Raw genomic sequence first — 17,055 nt, 5'->3', positions numbered from 1 at the left:
TCATGAAAACAACTCGTTATTTACTGATTGCTCTTATCTTTACAACCATCACAACAAGTTGTAAAAAGGAGATTTCTGAAGAAAAAAAACCTCCCACCAGTGAAGAATCCACCTCCAAAGATTTCCATATAGACTACGAAACTTTTTCTTTGGATAACGGGCTTCAGGTAATATTCCACATTGATCGATCTGATCCTGTTGTGGCAGTAGCATTAACCGCTCATGTAGGCTCTGCACGGGAGAAAAAAGGGAGAACTGGTTTCGCTCATCTCTTTGAACACCTTCTGTTTTTGGAGTCTGAAAACCTGGGAAAAGGAGGGCTTGATCAAATGAGCGCTCGAATTGGAGGATCAGGAGCCAATGGATCTACCAGCAGAGATCGCACCAACTATTACCAAACTGTCCCCAAAGATGCATTGGAAAAAATGATCTGGGCAGAAGCGGATAAGCTTGGATATTTTATCAATACAGTTACAGAGCCTGTTCTGGCTAAGGAAAAACAAGTAGTAAAAAATGAAAAACGCCAAAACGTTGACAACCGCCCTTACGGTCACGAATCATACGTGATTGACAAATACCTATATCCAGAAGGGCATCCGTACAACTGGCAGGTAATCGGTTCTCTAGAAGACCTGCAAAACGCCACCCTACAAGACGTAAAAGATTTTTATAACAAATGGTATACTCCTAATAATGTTACCCTGACAATTGCTGGAGATTTTGATAGTAAACAGGCAAAAGAATGGGTTCATAAATATTTCGATGAGATTAAAAGAGGTGAAGATATCGCTCCCTTAGAAAAACGTCCTGTTACATTAACAGCTACTAAAAGGTTATATTACGAGGACAACTTCGCTAAATTACCACAGCTGAGCCTAACCTGGCCATCTGTACCTCAATATCATCCAGATTCTTATCCCCTTCGGGTACTGGCCACTTACCTGTCTGAGGGGAAAAAAGCTCCTTTTTACAAAATTCTCGTCGAACAAAAACAACTCACCTCCGCGGTCAACATGTATAATGAAACTTCTGAATTAGCCGGGCAGTATTCTGTATCTGTCAGAGGTTTTAACAATATAAACCTGAATCAGGTGAATGATGCCATTACAGAAGCATTTCTTCTTTTTGAGAAAGAAGGTATCTCAGAGGAGAGTCTCAACAGAATTAAAGCTGGTCAGGAAACCACCTTTTACAATAGACTGTCTAGTGTTCTGGGGAAAGGTTTTCAATTAGCACAATACCAAATCTTTGCTAAAGATCCTGGGTTTATCAATAAAGACATTAAAAACATTTTAGCTGTCACAACAGAAGATGTCATAAGGGTTTATAATCAATACATAAAAAACAAACCTCATATTGCTACCAGTTTTGTACCTCTGAGACAACGTAATTTAGCCTTAAAAGACTCCAAACTTGCAGCAGTTACAGAAGAAAAAATAATTGCAGGAGCAGAAGATGCTTTTGACCCTACCCTTACTGCTTCTTATGAAAAAACGCCATCTTCATTTGACCGATCTATAGAACCTCCATATGGAGCTACTCCCGAAATTATTGTTCCTCAGGTATGGGAAGATAACCTAACATCTGGATTAAAGGTATACGGAATAGAAACCTCAGAGGTTCCATTGGTTGCTTTTTATATGAATATAAAAGGAGGGCTTCTATTAGAAGACAAAACAAAAACCGGAGTCTCTAATCTTCTTGCTGAACTTCTCAGTAAAGGAACAAAAAACAAAACACCTGAAGCATTAGAAAATGCCATCGAAAGCCTTGGCGCCAATATCAATATATATGCTAGAGATGAAGCAATAGTCATTAGTGGAAGTACCTTATCCCGGAATTACACAAAGACTATGAAACTTATTCAGGAAATTATTCTGGAACCCAGATGGGACGAAAAAGAATTATCACTGATTAAACAAAGTACATTGAGCGACATTCAACAGTTCAAAGCGATTCCCCGAAGTGTTGCCGCCAATCAATATGCAAAGTTAATTTATGGAGAAAATCATATCTTATCTTTTAACAATCTGGGAACTGAGGAATCTGTTTCTTTGATAACAATGGAAGATCTAAAAACGTATTACCAAAAAAACATCTCTCCTTCGATCACTACACTTCATGTAGTAGGAGATATTTCTAAAGCACAGGTAAATTCTTCTATGGTTGACCTAAATAAACAGTGGAAACCTAAAGAGGTTATATTCCCTGAAATCAAGGCTCCTAAAAAAATAGAAAAACCTGCTATCTATTTCTATGATATTCCTGGAGCCAAGCAATCGGTATTGAGATTTGGTGCTCCTGCACTGGCACAAACCGATAAGGACTACTTCCCTGCTACTATCATGAATTACCGTTTCGGAGGAGGAGGGTTTGCTTCAGAATTAACTCAGCAATTAAGAGAAGGCAAAGGATATACTTATGGAATATTTTCTCAATTCTCTGGCAGTACAATCCCAGGTCCTTTTACCATTACCAGTGGAGTACGATCTAATGTAACTTATGAGTCCAGTAAATTAATCCGAGAAATTATGAATAGCTATGGTAATAAATATAGTACAGAAGATCTTAATATCACTAAAAGCTTCTTAACAAAGAGTAATGCCAGAGCATTTGAAACGCTCACGGATAAATTAGAGATGCTTACTAATATCAGCTTATATAATTTCCCTTACGATTATGTAAAGAAGAGAGAACAGATTGTACAAAATATCACAGTAGAAGATATAAAACTATTAGCAAACACCTACCTAAATGGCGATAAAATGCTCTACCTGATAGTAGGAGATGCCAAAACACAATTAAAGCCATTGGAAAAACTTGGTTTAGGGACGCCTGTCTTGCTTAACAGAACTCCAAAGAAATAGAAATAAATTTCTAACAATAAAAAAGGTGCTATGTCAGCACCTTTTTTTATTCGTCACCCCCCTTACTATTAACTAATTTCTCTTCTGGCAGACTTCAACACTTACACACACCTCTAAGAAAATAACCATTTCTTATACGAAATACTCCTTTTTTGCAGTTTACTATAAATACCAACTTTTATAGCATTACATGTTTAATATTCATAGCATACCCAATGACATCTATTTCTCAGTATATACAAGGTATACAAGACAAAGACAGAATTGAAGACTGTAATACATTACTTTCCTTAATGGAATTTATCACTGAAGATCCCCCAAAATTATGGGAACATCATATAATTGGATTTGGAGTCACTACATATAACCACAAAGATGGTTCGGAGACCTCTCAATTCAAAACTGGTTTTTCTTATCACTCCCCTTATATTCGGATTTATATTCTTTCTGGATTACACAACTACCCAGGTTTACTTTCTGATTTAGGAAAGCACAAGAGAGGAAAACACTGCTTATACATCAAGCAAATAAGTGATATCAACATAGCTATTTTACAACAGCTCATCACCGTATCTTATCACAATAGTTTTTCTTATAAAAAAAGGCTTCCCTATTGAAGCCTTCTTAGTATTATTTATTTTTTTCTTCCCGATCGTCAAAATCAAGATGATTCTTCACTCCATCTCCGTCATCATCATAGTACGTAATTTCATCCTCACTAATCTTACCATCTCCATTCTTATCTTCTACGGTAATTTCATTCTTTGTTAATACCCCATCATTATCATCATCATTATCTAAATAGTCAAAAGCACGATCTCCATCTGTATTATCGTCAAGATCGGAAGCTAACAATCGGTCCTTATCTAAATCCTCTAAGAAAGAAGGAATTCCGTCTGCATCATGATCTGCTTGATTTACATCATATAACTGTACTGTAAACATGATAGGGGAATATACAGGTATTCCTGTTCTCGATTCTGAAAAATACGCTAAGCCCGAAGGAATAAACACCGTATAATGCCCAAAATCATTATTATAAGTTACTGTTCCATCTTGATTTTCTACAAAACCAGAAGCTCCTTTAAAGTCTACAGCTGCTTCTCTAAACCCTTCTACAACACCAGGAAGATCAAACCACAAAGGGGTTGCTGTACTATCAAATATCCTTCCTGTAGGATCATCAGGCGCTATGTCTTTTTTATAAAACAGCTCTCCTTTATAATCAATAAATGTAGAATCTGCAAAAGTTGCTTTTCCTCGTTCTCCAACACCTTCATTATAACTAAGAATATACAACGTATATTCTACATCAAATCTTTTAATCGTCTTTTTAATTAGGTTCTTAGAAGCGTATAACGATTCTTTTTCACTATTGACTCCCTGAATCGTATCAAAAAGAACCTCTTTATTATTCTCATCTATAGGATTCACCAAAAAATGAGTTTTCAGATATTCTTGTATTAACTTATCATCTTCTATCTGTTGTTCTCCTCTATCTCGTGGTGGTTGAATGGTGACTCCTCCATCATCATCTTTTTTACACGAATACAAACCACACATAGCAAGTGAAGCTACAAAAACATATTTCTTTAGATTCATCTGATTACTTTTTGAAGGCGCAAGATACAATTTTCTTGTACTTTTGCTTGACAATTATTTGATATAAAACGCATTTTAAAACAAATTTATGCGAGTTGATAAATACTTATGGTGTATTCGATACTTCAAAACACGCAGTATCGCCACAAAAGCATGTAAAGAAGGTAAAGTCAGAGTTAATGGAGACCTTATAAAACCTTCCCGGGAAGTGTATCCTATGGATAAAATATCCGTAAGAAAAAACCAAATCAATTATGAACTAATCGTTTTGGACACTCCCGACAGCAGACTCGGAGCCAAACTTGTCGATATATATCGTAAAGACGTTACTCCAGAAGAATCGTTGCAAAAATTAGACTTATTAAAATACTCGAAAGATTATTATCGCAAAAAAGGAACCGGAAGACCGACTAAAAAAGACCGAAGAGATATTGATGATTGGATGGAAGACCCTAAAGAAGAAAACACAAATAATCAGGAATGGGATTAGATCAAGAATACTGGAACAATAGGTATCAAAATAAATTGACAGGTTGGGATATCGGGCAGCCTTCTCCTCCTATCACTCAATATTTTGAACAGCTACAAAATAAAGCACTAACAATTCTTATTCCCGGAGGTGGTAATGGGTATGAAGCCGAGTTTCTTTATAAAAATGGTTTTAGAAATACTTATTTACTCGATTTTTCTGAAGAAGCACTTTCTAATTTCAAATCTAGAGTTCCAGAATTTCCTGACACACATTTAATCTGTGATAATTTCTTTAATCTAAAGGGAAAATTCGACTTACTTATTGAACAAACTTTTTTCTGTGCACTTGACCCCAAATTAAGAGAAAACTACGCCCAACAAGTCAGTAAACTACTTACTCCTACTGGAAAAATCATCGGGGTTCTTTTTTCCAGACACTTTGATCAGCCCGGACCTCCTTTTGGGGGAAACATTAATGAATACAAGGCTTTATTTTCAAAACACCTGACAATAAAAACATTAGCTCCTTGTTATAATTCTATCCTTCCGAGAAAGAATAACGAGCTCTTTTTTATCTTTACAAACTATAAGGAATAGCAATCTATAAAGTATATTTGTAGCTCACAGTATTTAATTTTTTTCAGCATGCAATCGGAAAGCAATATCATTCTTACTCATGAACAAATTCAGCACAAAATAAGACGTATCGCATATCAAATATATGAGACAAACGTCTATGAAACAGAAATTATACTTGCTGGAATCAAAGTTAATGGGTTTATTTTTGCTCAAAAACTAAAAAAGGTTCTGGAAGAAATATCTGATATCAAAGTGACCTTATGCGAGGTTACTATGGATAAAATATCTCCTCAGAATACTGTAGTAACCTCTCTATCCTCTGAAGCATACAAAAATAAATCTGTCGTCCTTGCTGACGATGTATTAAATTCAGGAACAGCATTGATATACGGAGTAAAGCATTTTTTGGATGTACCACTATCTAAATTTAAAACTGCTGTTTTGGTAAATAGAAATCATAAGAAATACCCAATAAAAGCAGATTTTAAAGGAATCTCTCTCTCAACATCCTTACACGAGCATGTAGAAGTTACTTTGGGAGACAATGACATTGCTATTTTAAAATAGCCTGAATTTCTGCTACAATATCATTCAGCGCCTTCTTATCTGTAATAATCTTATAAGCTGCCTGATTATAATAAAACGAGCGCTCGAAAAGATGTTTTCTAATAAAATCTTGTAACGCCTCTTTGGTATCCAGATGAGCTATCAGAGGGCGTTTATTCTTTTCACCAAACAACCGTTCCACCAATTCATCAACTCCTGTCTGAAGATAAATACTACGACCTTCTGCTAATTTGTTTATGATTTCAATATTTCCGGAAAAACAAGGCGTTCCCCCTCCCAGAGAAATAACCGTATTTTCGAAGGCACCTAGTACCTTTTTTAAATAAAAATGTTCTTTTTTTCGAAAATACACCTCTCCTTTCTCCTCAAAAATATTTTTTATTGTTTTTTTTTCCTCTGCCTCTATATAATCATCTAGATCCAAATACTCACTACCGATAGTTTCCGACAGACATCTACCTACCAATGACTTACCACTCCCCATATAACCGATTAACACTATATTCATACTATAATTTTTAGCCTTATTTTCTACTTAGAAAAGTACGATTTAAAAATATTTTCAAATTTATGTCATTTTTTTCTTGAAAAATAAATTAATGATAGTATATTTGCACCCGCATTCAAGGAACAGAATGAATGACCGGGTAGCTCAGTTGGTAGAGCATCTCCCTTTTAAGGAGAGGGTCCTGGGTTCGAGCCCCAGCCCGGTCACAACAAGATATTACAACATATCTTACTAAGTTCAGTAAAATATTTTTTTTGTTTTTAGATGACAACATCTAATCAAATGACCGGGTAGCTCAGTTGGTAGAGCATCTCCCTTTTAAGGAGAGGGTCCTGGGTTCGAGCCCCAGCCCGGTCACAACATATCATTATTCTATTGTAATTTTATAATTACTATCTATATTCAATAAAATGATATTCTGCCCAGGTGCTGGAACTGGTAGACAGGCATGGTTGAGGGCCATGTGTCCATTAGGGCGTATGGGTTCGACTCCCATTCTGGGCACTAAATATATTTCAATTATCTGACTTTCATTTTTCTTCAAATACTATATTTACAATACCAAACAGTTAACGTATTTGATATTGTAACAAATGAAACATCCGAAGATCTTCCTCTTTTCAAATGTTCACCTTCCCTTTATCACAAACAAAACACGATTTTTACTATCCATGAAAATATCCTATTTTTTTGATCTTAAGACATAAAGAAAAATGCTTTTTTATTTATTCCTTTTAACATTTAATTAGTTTTTCTTCATTTTTCGCATTCTTTTTTTCTTAACAAGAAACGTAGGTCAAACACACTATAATAACAACAATTTACCTAACAAACCCAACCCAACCAGTAGCTGTTAATTTTTACAAATAAAAACACTCTATTTACTAAAATAAAGTTAATAAACAAGAAACTTCCCTGTGTATGAAAATCGCTAATTAAATTTGAATCAAACAATTAACCAACAAAATCATAAAAAATAACAAACACTAGTTCTACTTACTCTATGAAACCAATTATACTTTTCTTACAATCAATATTTTCTCAATATCAAAAACAGTAGTACTCCTACTCTACGAAACCATTTCCAACTTCACCTTGATTAAACGTAATGGTTTTTATTAAATCGATATAGTATAGTTTTTTTTTAGAATTTGTAATTCGAACCAGACGTTTTTAAAATATTAAAAATAAATAGGGTCATTATTCTGTTGAATAATATCTTATTGGGTTGTAGTAGTATTTAATGAAATCACACCTCTTTACGGGGTGTGATTTTTTTTAGCACACTCTAAACCAACTCCATATAAAGATACTGTTAAGCTAGCCGTAAATTACTGTTAAACATTAACAGTATTTAATCCAAACAAACCATAAATAGTAAGTACTTTTGTCATAATTTAAAATAAGTCTAAATTTAAATAAGATGAAAAAAGTACTATTTGCATTTCTTGTTTTATGCAGTACCCCCTTTATTTATGCCCAAGAGACAGGAAGTATCGAAGGGTTAATTACTAACGAGAACAACGAACCCATTCCCTTTGCCACTATACAGCTAAAAGAAGCTGGTGTTGGAGCAGAAGCTAATGTATCCGGAGTTTTTTCTATAAACAATGTTCCGGCTTCTGAATATACTATTATAGTAAGTTCTATTGGCTATAAAACCGCACGACAAGCAATTTCTGTAACAGCGAATACTGTAACAAACATCACCATTACATTATCAGAAGACGCCTTGTTAGACGAAGTAGAAGTCTTTGGCGATCGCTATAAAAGAGCAGAAAAAATAGAAGCACTAACAAGATTACCATTGGCTCCTAATGAACAACTACAAAGTATATCTGTACTTTCTCACAAACTTATCGAACAACAAGGAGCATTAACCATAAGCGATGTAACAAAAAACGTAGCCGGGGTATACACTTTTGCCACCTATGGAAATACTAAAGAAAGTATGTCACTAAGAGGTTTTAGAGGAATTCCTATTCTAAAAAACGGGGTTAGAATCAATTCTGACTTCAGAGGAGTGGGAGTCTTAACAGATATGGCTGGAGTTGACAACATCCAAATTTTGAAAGGAATTTCTGCAATTAGTCAAGGACTAGGAACCGACCTCGGATCTGCTGGAGGGGTAATTAATATTGCTACAAAAACTCCTAAATTCCACGAAGGAGGAGAAATCAGTTTTAGAACAGGAAGTTTTGGCAGAGTCCGACCAGCTTTTGACTTCTATGGCCCCCTAAATGAAAAACAAAACATTGCTTTTAGAATCAATGGGTCCTATGACAGAGCAGATAGCTACAGAACACGGGTTAACTCTGAACGCTTATACATCAATCCATCTCTGGCATGGAAACCAGATGACAAAACAACCATAATTGTAGAAATGGATTATCTGACAGATGGAAGAACTCCTGATCAGGGAACAATCAACTTAGGAGGTTACGACACCAATAACATCTACAAATTACCTAACGACCAATTTGTAGGATTTGCTTCAGACAGGCAAAACACAAAAAACACAACTTACGCAATCCGTTTTGACAGAAAACTGACTGATAAAATTGATTTGAAAGCAGGTTATTTTTCCTCGGAACTGGATCTTTACACAGAAAGCTCATACCTTACAACAGGTACCAGACAACAATTACCTGCCCTGGATTCTAATCAACGATATAGAACGTATTATGCTGATGAAAGAGCCGATAACAATAGCGTACTTCAAATTGATGTAGTCGGAAAAAATATTAAAACCGGATTCTTATCACATACTTTCCAGGTTGGTGTAGACCACAGAACTTCCGAGTTCAACAGCACTCCATATAATGTAACATACCCGGGAGACAGGTCTTATGTAGATATCATTGATGTTTTTACAAAAATCCCAAATGAGTTACCACAAGGGGTTCTTGTTGCTGCTAATCCCGACAGAGGCTCTGGATCTCAGTTTAAATCATATGGTTTTGTCATTCAAGATAAAGTAGGAGTAACTGATTGGTTAGACGTATTTTTAGGATTGCGATATACATCCATGGAACGAACCCGGGGTAACTTTATCGGACGCCAGTTAAGTGGCTCCAAAACAGATGACGCACTAAACCCATTAGTTGGTTTTAATGTAAAACCAACAGAAAACATCACAGTATTTGGTTCTTATGCCAGCAGCTCTGACCCAAGAACCTCATTCTACACAGATAATAATGGAGAAGAATTAGGTACCGAACGTTGGGATCAATTCGAATCAGGAATCAAATCTACATGGTTGGAAGAAGCTTTGCGATTTAATGTTACCCTATTCCTAGCACAAAACAAAAACCTAAACTTACAGGTTGTTGACGATGCAGGTAATGGATTAGGATACTATCAGCAAGGAGGAGAAGATGTAAGACAAGGAGTAGAAGTAGAACTAATAGGTCGTGTACTTCCCAACCTACAACTTATCGCCGGATATTCATATCTAGATGCCAAATACAAAGATCACCAGGCATATTACTTTAACTCCAGACCATTAAACACCCCTGAACATACTGCTAATGCATGGGCACGTTATAGTTTTGAAAATAAACTTGAAGGATTATCATTAGGAGTCGGAGCATACTACTTAGGAGAACGCCCTCATAATGTATGGTCTCGAAGCTATACTCATGCCGGAGTTGAACCTGGAGTAAAACCGTTTGACTTAGAAGCATACACAACCGTTAACATACAAGCTTCTTACAGGATCAATGAACATTTTAACATCGACTTCTTAGTTGACAATATTTTTAATGAAACCGGATTTAACGCTTACAGAACCGCTTTTATCAACCGAATCAACCCAGCTACTATAAGCACAATTTTAACATACAGATTCTAACACACTCACATAGTGAGCACTATCTAGTTTATAATGAAGAAAACACCATGACATCATGGTGTTTTTTTTATTTCATTTACTATTTCTTAGAAAAAGAACCTTTATTTTTAGTGTAGAATTTCAATTCAAAACAAGGATGAATAACGAAATCCCATTAGTAGACAACACCTATTTATTGCAGAAATTCCCAGGAAAAGGAGGATGGACTTACGCACATTTACCAGAAATAAAACCTGACAAAACAACTCCATTTGGGTGGGTTATAGTAAAAGGCACTATTGACGATTATCAATTACAACACCATAAATTAATGCCTATGGGAGACACCACATTATTCCTCCCTGTTAAAGCTGTAATACGAAAAAAAATAAATAAATCCGCCGGTGACTATGTTAGAATACGTTTATTCAAAGATACTACGACACTTCTAATCCCTGATGAGATTACACAATGTTTACAAAACGAATCTAACGATATTTATCAAAAGTTTTTATCCCTAAAAGAAGGAACTAAAAAGTCTTATCTAGATTGGATTTATTCTGCAAAAAAAGACGAAACAAAAGCAGCCCGTATTTTACAAATGATGGATGAATTAGCTTGTCACTAAAACCACATCAAACACTACCAAGAACTTGTTTTCTCTTTAGCATAATTTCCTTTCGGATAAATTCATTAATCTCCCATTGATTCCCTAAAGCCTGTGTAGTATTAGGAGCATATAATGTATACGGAAAAGGACCATACTCTGGAGTAATTGTTATATAATCATCTTTTCTGGATAATGCCTTATCTATTATTTTATTCCACCACCCCATAAATACAGTAAACTCTTCTTTATAAAGTTCATCTCTCGGATCTATGATTTGTGGACTCTGAGACGAACCTACTCTAGCATGAATATGAAAGCTATGATCTATAGCTTTTTCTACAGAAACCTTCTGATTTTCTAAAAGAGATTCTGCTACACAACACCAATGCGAAAAATCTGCTGTCAGTTTCAGAAAAGGAAATTCTTTTAGAAACAGCGCTCCTATATGAGCTGCGAAACAAAACCTCGACCGATGTGTCTCATGAATAATTCGAACCCCTGTTTCATCTTCAATTTCTTCGGCTAACAACAGTAATTCTCCATTTTGCGAAAAAGAAAAGAAATCCATTCCTGTATGAGAATTAACAAATAAAGGTTCTGCTTCCACTAAGTTATACAAATGTCTTTTAAAATTCTCTTTGTGATCAGAAAACTTCACATCTTTAGTCTCCCAATGCTGTCCTACAAACTCTAACTCGTAATCTTTTAATCGATTCAGGACATCATATTTCTCGATTCCTCGCAATGGCAGGTCTATCTCGACGCCATCATACCCTGCCTCTTTTACTTTTTTAAAAAATTCAGTCCAATTTACATCTCCACTCCCCCATCTAGGATAAATAAATTTAATCTCCATTCGTTTAGTTTCCCTGTTTATTTCTAAATGCTCTTTTTCCTGTATGATCTACTCCTTGTTTTCTTTCCAGGGCGATCATGTCCGCTGGTCTAAAATTAAGGATCAATGCCCTTCTTTGATTCGGCGTTACATTTCCCTTACTATAATGAAGTACAAAACCATTATGGAACGTGCATCCGCCCGGGTTCAAAGGAATACTCTGTGCTAAATTTGTTTCCGCATCACAATACAAAGCTCCTCCATTAGGCAAAGCTTTATGTGTCAACACACCTTCATCTGGTCCCACAGGGTTAAACCACATACAACCATTATCCTCATACACATCATCCAAAGCTATCCAGCAACTTACCGCACGCTTATCCGGCATATCTATCCAATACGCTGCATCCTGATGCCATGGGGTTTCTGTATCTGTATAAGGAGCTTTGTTTATCATCATATCAAAATCCAGTTCCATATCTTCTCCTAACAGCTCCTTTGCCCATAATAAAGCTCTCTGATAAGCGATGCTTTGAGACAAAGATGCTTCGATACTACTTGGTCTCATTATTTGCGTAATTCGCTCTACCTCCTCTACTCCTTTTCCTCCTGACAAATCACTTCGTAACCCTGCCGTCCTTTTTTTATCAAGCAACAACTCATTATACGTACTTCTTAGTTCATACACCTCATCTATAGATATTAATGCATCTAAATGGGAAAAACCATAGGTCAAAAATCTATTTTTCATAACACACCAAAATTTATTTATACATTCTAAAAACAAATTTCACAAGTATCTGCTTTAAAGTCTTCTAAATTTGTACTACATTACTTTTTTATACAAACTTATCATATGCCTAACAACAAAGCAGAAAGAACCGTTATCAACCTAAACAAACTTGGATTCAATCGCTTTCTGCAATTCGGGCATTACAAATACACAGAAGCTAAACCCAAACTGGAAAATCACATTCATGAGGATAGTATTGAATTATGCTTCTTTCTAAAAGGGCAACAATTCTATCGCATCAAAAACGAGTTATTTCAATTAAAAGGGAATGACATTATCATCATTTCTCCTAATACACAACACAGTACTGGCACCTATCCAGAAGATAAAGGTGAATTATTTTGGCTACAGGTCTCTCTTAACGAACAAGAAGGATTGCTCTGCAACCTTCCCTCTCATCAAACAAACTCTCTTTTGAACCAACTCACTAAAAATTCAGATATAATTTTTAAAGGAGCTCATTCCCTTAAAACCTCACTAGAGGAGTTAATGAACGAACTACAAAATCCTACCTCCTCACTAACAGCATTAAAAATAAACCACTTATTGATTCATGTACTTCTAGAAACATTAAATCTTGCGCAAACCCCAACTCAGGAAACATCATCAGAACGCCTGGAGATCATTAATCAATACATCATGGACAATCTTCATCGTATTATTTATGTAGATGAACTAGCTAGTCTTATTCATGTATCTACCGGATATTTTAAACCCTGGTTTAGAAAAAATACAGGTATTACCCCCAAAGAATACATTAACAGAATAAAAATAGAGAAAGCAAAAATCCTTTTGTCTCAAAAAAAATCAGTCACTCAAGTTGCTTTTGACTTAGGATATAACAGCTCCCAATATTTTGCTACTTCCTTTAAAAAATTCACAGGAATCACTCCCAAATCCTTTCTTCTTTCGCACAAGTTATTCCCTAAAAGAAACAGCTAACAAAACATTAACATTTTCTATAAAAACACACAGTAGATAGAAAATCAAAAGATTAAAGAAAAACTACTCTTAGGTCAGATAAACAGAGGCGTTAAATAATTCTAAACTATTTCTTTTTCCCTTCTTTCTAGCCTATTTTAGCTATGCGATTTACCGATCTGAAAAACACAGATCACAAGTCTCAAAAAATAGAATGTGGATTGTTAAGCCATTCACCTTTTTTAAAGATTAATTTCTTATTTAGGTGAATGGTTTTTTGTTTTTTAAAAATTTATATACCATTCCCAACACGCCTCTTTTTTTCAAAAAAAAACAGAATTCCCATATTTTTATAAAACATATTTGTAACAACTTTATCGACAATGCGTCCTATGTAAAAAGATAGAAGTACTCTTATCTAACTCAATGTAAAAAATAATAGTTCTTGAATTATGAGCAATGTTATACAAATCAGAGGAATCATACGAGATTTTAAACTTGGACAAGAGACTGTTCATGTATTAAAAGGAATTGATTTAGATATTAAACATGGAGAATACATTGCTATTATGGGACCTTCTGGGTCCGGAAAATCCACCCTTATGAATATCCTTGGCTGTCTGGATACTCCTACCGATGGAACATATGAGCTAAATGGTAATGATGTCAGTAAAATGACAGATAATGAACTGGCTGACATCCGGAATAAAGAAATAGGTTTTGTATTTCAAACCTTCAATCTTCTTCCTCGTACTACAGCGCTTGATAATGTTGCCTTACCTATGGTATATGCAGGAGCTTCTAAAAAGGAAAGAGCAGAAAGAGCAGGAGAAGTATTAACCGATGTAGGATTAGCAGATCGAATGGATCACAAGCCGAATCAGTTATCAGGAGGGCAACGACAACGGGTCGCTGTTGGAAGAGCACTGGTCAATAAGCCTTCTATTATCTTAGCAGATGAACCTACTGGAAATCTTGACTCCAAAACCTCTGTAGAAATCATGCAGCTATTTGATGATATTCATGCTGCAGGGAATACAGTAATCCTTGTTACTCATGAAGAAGACATCGCTGAACATGCGCATCGGGTAATTCGCCTTCGAGATGGTATCATAGAAAGCGATATTCATCAAAAATAACATTCTACCCCCCTCCCATCTACATCAATAATCATTTATAGCATTTATACATACTAGTAGATATTAATTTGTATTTTGGTACATAATTTTTTGTTCCATTAACGAAATTGTATGCAACCCACTCACATTATTATCTTAATAGCTTCCTACTTTATAGTACTATTAATCATTTCTCATTTTACGGGAAAAAACTCGGAAAACGATACATTTTTTAATGCGAACAAACAATCTCCATGGTACATAGTTGCCTTTGGTATGATCGGAGCCTCTCTTAGTGGGGTTACTTTTATTTCTGTTCCTGGCTGGGTAGAAGCATCTCAATTCAGTTACATGCAGATGGTCCTGGGATACACACTGGGGTACCTAGTAATTGGAACTGTATTACTTCCTCTTTACTATAGACTGAATCTCACTTCGATATATACCTATCTGGAGACTCGTTTTGGGCTATACGCATACAAAACAGGCGCTTCTTTCTTCCTTATTTCCAGAGTCATAGGCGCTAGCTTCAGATTATTCCTGGTGGCAAATGTATTACAGACTATCATTTTTGACAGTCTCCATATACCATTTTGGGTTACAGTTATTATTACCATTCTTCTTATTTGGTTATATACTTTCAAATCCGGAATAAAAACAATTGTATGGACAGACACCTTACAGACACTATTTATGCTTATAGCTCTTGGAGTTGCTATTTATTACGTATCTCAAGATCTAGGGATAAACGGAACAAATATTCTTGCGTATGTAATGGATGATCCGAATTCCAAAATATTCTTTTTTGAAGACATAAAAGACAGTAAATATTTCTGGAAACAATTCCTATCAGGTGCATTCATAGCAATCGTTATGACAGGTTTGGATCAGGACATGATGCAAAAAAACCTGACCTGCAGAAGCCTAAAAGATGCACAAAAAAACATGTTTTGGTTTACAATCGTTTTAACTTTTGTCAATTTCGTTTTTCTGGCTTTAGGGCTATTACTTACACAATATGCTTCTCAAAATGGAATAGAAGCACAACGCGATAAGCTCTTTCCATATATCGCTACACAAAGTGATCTAGGAATAGGAATCGCCATATTCTTTGTCCTTGGATTAATCGCTGCCGCATATAGTAGTGCTGATAGTGCCCTCACCTCCCTAACCACCTCCTTTAGTATTGATATTATAGATATAAAGAAAAGGATAGCTCCGGATCGACAAGTTAACGTCAGAAAATTAATTCATATTCTGTTTTCCATACTGCTCATCCTGGTAATAATTATATTCAAATATGCCATAGCCGATGAAAGTGTAATTGCTAAACTCTTCAAATTTGCTGGTTTCACATACGGTCCTTTACTCGGTCTATATGCATTTGGGCTTTTCACAACATTAAAAGTTTCTGACAGACAGGTTCCTTTTATATGTATTTTTTCTGTATTATTATCTATAATAATAAACTTCTCTTTTCAGATTTTTGTTTACCTCTCTACAAAAAGCACCTGGAATGAAGCTGCTGAAGTTGCTTCCAGCACCTATTATCAATTTGGTTTTGAAATATTAATAATTAATGGAGCGATTACTTTTATTGGACTATTAGCGTCCTCAGTTTTAATACTGATCCGTAGAAAGTAACACCAAAGTACAAGCCTCTTCTATAGCAATATTTGCATTTTTTAATTTTTCGTAAAATTCTGGATTTTCAGTTCCTGGATTAAATAACACTCGTTTAGGCGAAAGTTCTAAAATATAATCATAATACGCCTTCTGATTTTCCGGATTTAGATACATTGTAACGGTATCAACTGCATCAAAAGGAAGTTTATCCGTTTCTATAGACACCCCAGCTACAGTTCCTTCTCTTGCTCCTAAGGCTACTGTATGATGATTGTAATTTATTAATTTTTTAATGGCGCGATTAGAGTACCTGTCTTCTTTTAACGAAGCTCCTAAAACAAGTGTTTTTTTCATAATTAAAAATGATTTGTTGCTATTGTTAATCTCTCTTTATTCTACAAGAATTTATCTTCTAAATACAAAGCAACATAATGGTCGTTAATCTATTCTCATCCTTACAATAATCCAGCATTTCATCTATAAAATGAGGAATTACACCTCTCAAATGTTAAAAAAACTTCTTATATGTTAAAAAACAAATATCTATGTAACGTAAGAAAGGTAATCTCGTCTTATATGGTATAAGATATGATTTTTCATAGATTTAGTTAGTTAGTTACTTAATAATCAAATTATATTCATAGTTGATGGTTAGTGTTTCGATTTGATTATTATACAAAACCGCCTCTGCAGAGGCGGTTTTTCTTTTTGCATACAACTTATCAC

The 17,055-nt window shown here is 35.1% G+C and carries 15 protein-coding genes and 3 tRNA genes; 13 read left to right on the top strand and 5 right to left on the bottom strand.

The features are described 5' to 3' along the window. Positions 1-2 precede the first annotated feature (2 nt). Together HN014_RS12460 and HN014_RS12455 are read left to right on the top strand one after the other, a co-directional pair. The gene (locus HN014_RS12460) at positions 3-2,867 is read left to right on the top strand and encodes a pitrilysin family protein (protein ID WP_176029188.1); all 2,865 of its coding nucleotides are present in this window, start codon (positions 3-5) and stop codon (positions 2,865-2,867) included. Positions 2,868-3,082: 215 nt separating this feature from the next. Further along, positions 3,083-3,484 (top strand): DUF1801 domain-containing protein, encoded by a 402-nt coding sequence (locus HN014_RS12455; RefSeq protein ID WP_176029187.1) that lies wholly within the window; start codon positions 3,083-3,085, stop codon positions 3,482-3,484. 13 nt (positions 3,485-3,497) lie between these two features. Here HN014_RS12455 and HN014_RS12450 read toward each other — a convergent pair whose 3' ends face one another. Then, positions 3,498-4,469 carry an FKBP-type peptidyl-prolyl cis-trans isomerase gene (locus tag HN014_RS12450; protein ID WP_176029186.1) on the bottom strand — a complete coding sequence of 324 codons (972 nt, stop codon included), beginning with the start codon at positions 4,467-4,469 and terminating at the stop codon, positions 3,498-3,500. Between the two features lie 88 nt (positions 4,470-4,557). Here HN014_RS12450 and HN014_RS12445 point away from each other — a divergent pair, with 88 nt between their 5' ends. Genes HN014_RS12445 through HN014_RS12435 form a run of 3 tightly spaced genes read left to right on the top strand, consistent with a single transcriptional unit; the run spans position 4,558 to position 6,086 of the window. Next, on the top strand, positions 4,558-4,959 hold the full coding sequence (locus tag HN014_RS12445) for an RNA-binding S4 domain-containing protein (RefSeq protein ID WP_176029185.1): 402 nt from the start codon (positions 4,558-4,560) through the stop codon (positions 4,957-4,959). Beyond that, positions 4,950-5,537 (top strand): methyltransferase domain-containing protein, encoded by a 588-nt coding sequence (locus HN014_RS12440; protein WP_176029184.1) that lies wholly within the window; start codon positions 4,950-4,952, stop codon positions 5,535-5,537. Before HN014_RS12445 ends, HN014_RS12440 begins: the two co-directional genes overlap by 10 nt. Positions 5,538-5,585: 48 nt before the next feature. Next, the gene (locus HN014_RS12435; RefSeq protein ID WP_176029183.1) at positions 5,586-6,086 is read left to right on the top strand and encodes a phosphoribosyltransferase family protein; all 501 of its coding nucleotides are present in this window, start codon (positions 5,586-5,588) and stop codon (positions 6,084-6,086) included. On the opposite strand, the gene HN014_RS12430 is transcribed toward HN014_RS12435, so the two are convergent. After that, complete coding sequence (locus HN014_RS12430) at positions 6,073-6,594, bottom strand: shikimate kinase (protein ID WP_176029182.1); 522 nt, start codon at positions 6,592-6,594, stop codon at positions 6,073-6,075. The two genes, HN014_RS12435 and HN014_RS12430, sit on opposite strands and share 14 nt — an antisense overlap. A 133-nt stretch (positions 6,595-6,727) precedes the next feature. On the opposite strand from HN014_RS12430, the gene HN014_RS12425 reads away from it, so the two are divergent. The 5 genes from HN014_RS12425 to HN014_RS12405 all read left to right on the top strand — a co-directional run bounded on the left by HN014_RS12425 (position 6,728) and on the right by HN014_RS12405 (position 11,054). After that, a tRNA-Lys gene (locus HN014_RS12425) sits at positions 6,728-6,800 on the top strand. A 78-nt stretch (positions 6,801-6,878) separates the two neighbouring features. Further along, positions 6,879-6,951, top strand: a tRNA-Lys gene (locus HN014_RS12420). A gap of 63 nt (positions 6,952-7,014) precedes the next feature. Further along, positions 7,015-7,098: transfer RNA gene (locus tag HN014_RS12415), tRNA-Leu, on the top strand. Between the two features lie 919 nt (positions 7,099-8,017). Next, a complete protein-coding gene (locus HN014_RS12410) occupies positions 8,018-10,447 on the top strand; it encodes a TonB-dependent receptor (protein ID WP_176029181.1) in 2,430 nt (809 codons plus the stop codon). Between the two features lie 136 nt (positions 10,448-10,583). Beyond that, a complete protein-coding gene (locus tag HN014_RS12405) occupies positions 10,584-11,054 on the top strand; it encodes a YdeI/OmpD-associated family protein (RefSeq protein WP_176029180.1) in 471 nt (156 codons plus the stop codon). Positions 11,055-11,061: 7 nt separating this feature from the next. On the opposite strand, the gene HN014_RS12400 is transcribed toward HN014_RS12405, so the two are convergent. Then, entirely contained in the window at positions 11,062-11,892 is an 831-nt protein-coding gene (locus HN014_RS12400; protein WP_176029179.1) for a sugar phosphate isomerase/epimerase, read from the bottom strand. 4 nt (positions 11,893-11,896) lie between these two features. Then, the gene (locus tag HN014_RS12395; RefSeq protein ID WP_176029178.1) at positions 11,897-12,622 is read right to left on the bottom strand and encodes a phytanoyl-CoA dioxygenase family protein; all 726 of its coding nucleotides are present in this window, start codon (positions 12,620-12,622) and stop codon (positions 11,897-11,899) included. A 105-nt stretch (positions 12,623-12,727) separates the two neighbouring features. On the opposite strand from HN014_RS12395, the gene HN014_RS12390 reads away from it, so the two are divergent. The 3 genes from HN014_RS12390 to HN014_RS12380 all read left to right on the top strand — a co-directional run bounded on the left by HN014_RS12390 (position 12,728) and on the right by HN014_RS12380 (position 16,347). Beyond that, positions 12,728-13,606, top strand: a complete 879-nt coding sequence (locus tag HN014_RS12390; RefSeq protein WP_176029177.1) for an AraC family transcriptional regulator — start codon at positions 12,728-12,730, stop codon at positions 13,604-13,606. Positions 13,607-14,037: 431 nt separating this feature from the next. Further along, positions 14,038-14,724, top strand: a complete 687-nt coding sequence (locus HN014_RS12385) for an ABC transporter ATP-binding protein (RefSeq protein ID WP_176029176.1) — start codon at positions 14,038-14,040, stop codon at positions 14,722-14,724. A gap of 111 nt (positions 14,725-14,835) precedes the next feature. Then, positions 14,836-16,347, top strand: a complete 1,512-nt coding sequence (locus tag HN014_RS12380; protein ID WP_176029175.1) for a sodium:solute symporter — start codon at positions 14,836-14,838, stop codon at positions 16,345-16,347. On the opposite strand, the gene HN014_RS12375 is transcribed toward HN014_RS12380, so the two are convergent. Next, positions 16,324-16,686 carry a CoA-binding protein gene (locus HN014_RS12375; protein WP_176031105.1) on the bottom strand — a complete coding sequence of 121 codons (363 nt, stop codon included), beginning with the start codon at positions 16,684-16,686 and terminating at the stop codon, positions 16,324-16,326. The genes HN014_RS12380 and HN014_RS12375 overlap by 24 nt on opposite strands. Positions 16,687-17,055: the final 369 nt, after the last annotated feature.

The sequence above is a fragment of the Aquimarina sp. TRL1 genome (assembly GCF_013365535.1).
GTDB classification, from domain to species: domain Bacteria; phylum Bacteroidota; class Bacteroidia; order Flavobacteriales; family Flavobacteriaceae; genus Aquimarina; species Aquimarina hainanensis.
This window is presented reverse-complemented; position numbering and strand designations above follow the sequence as displayed.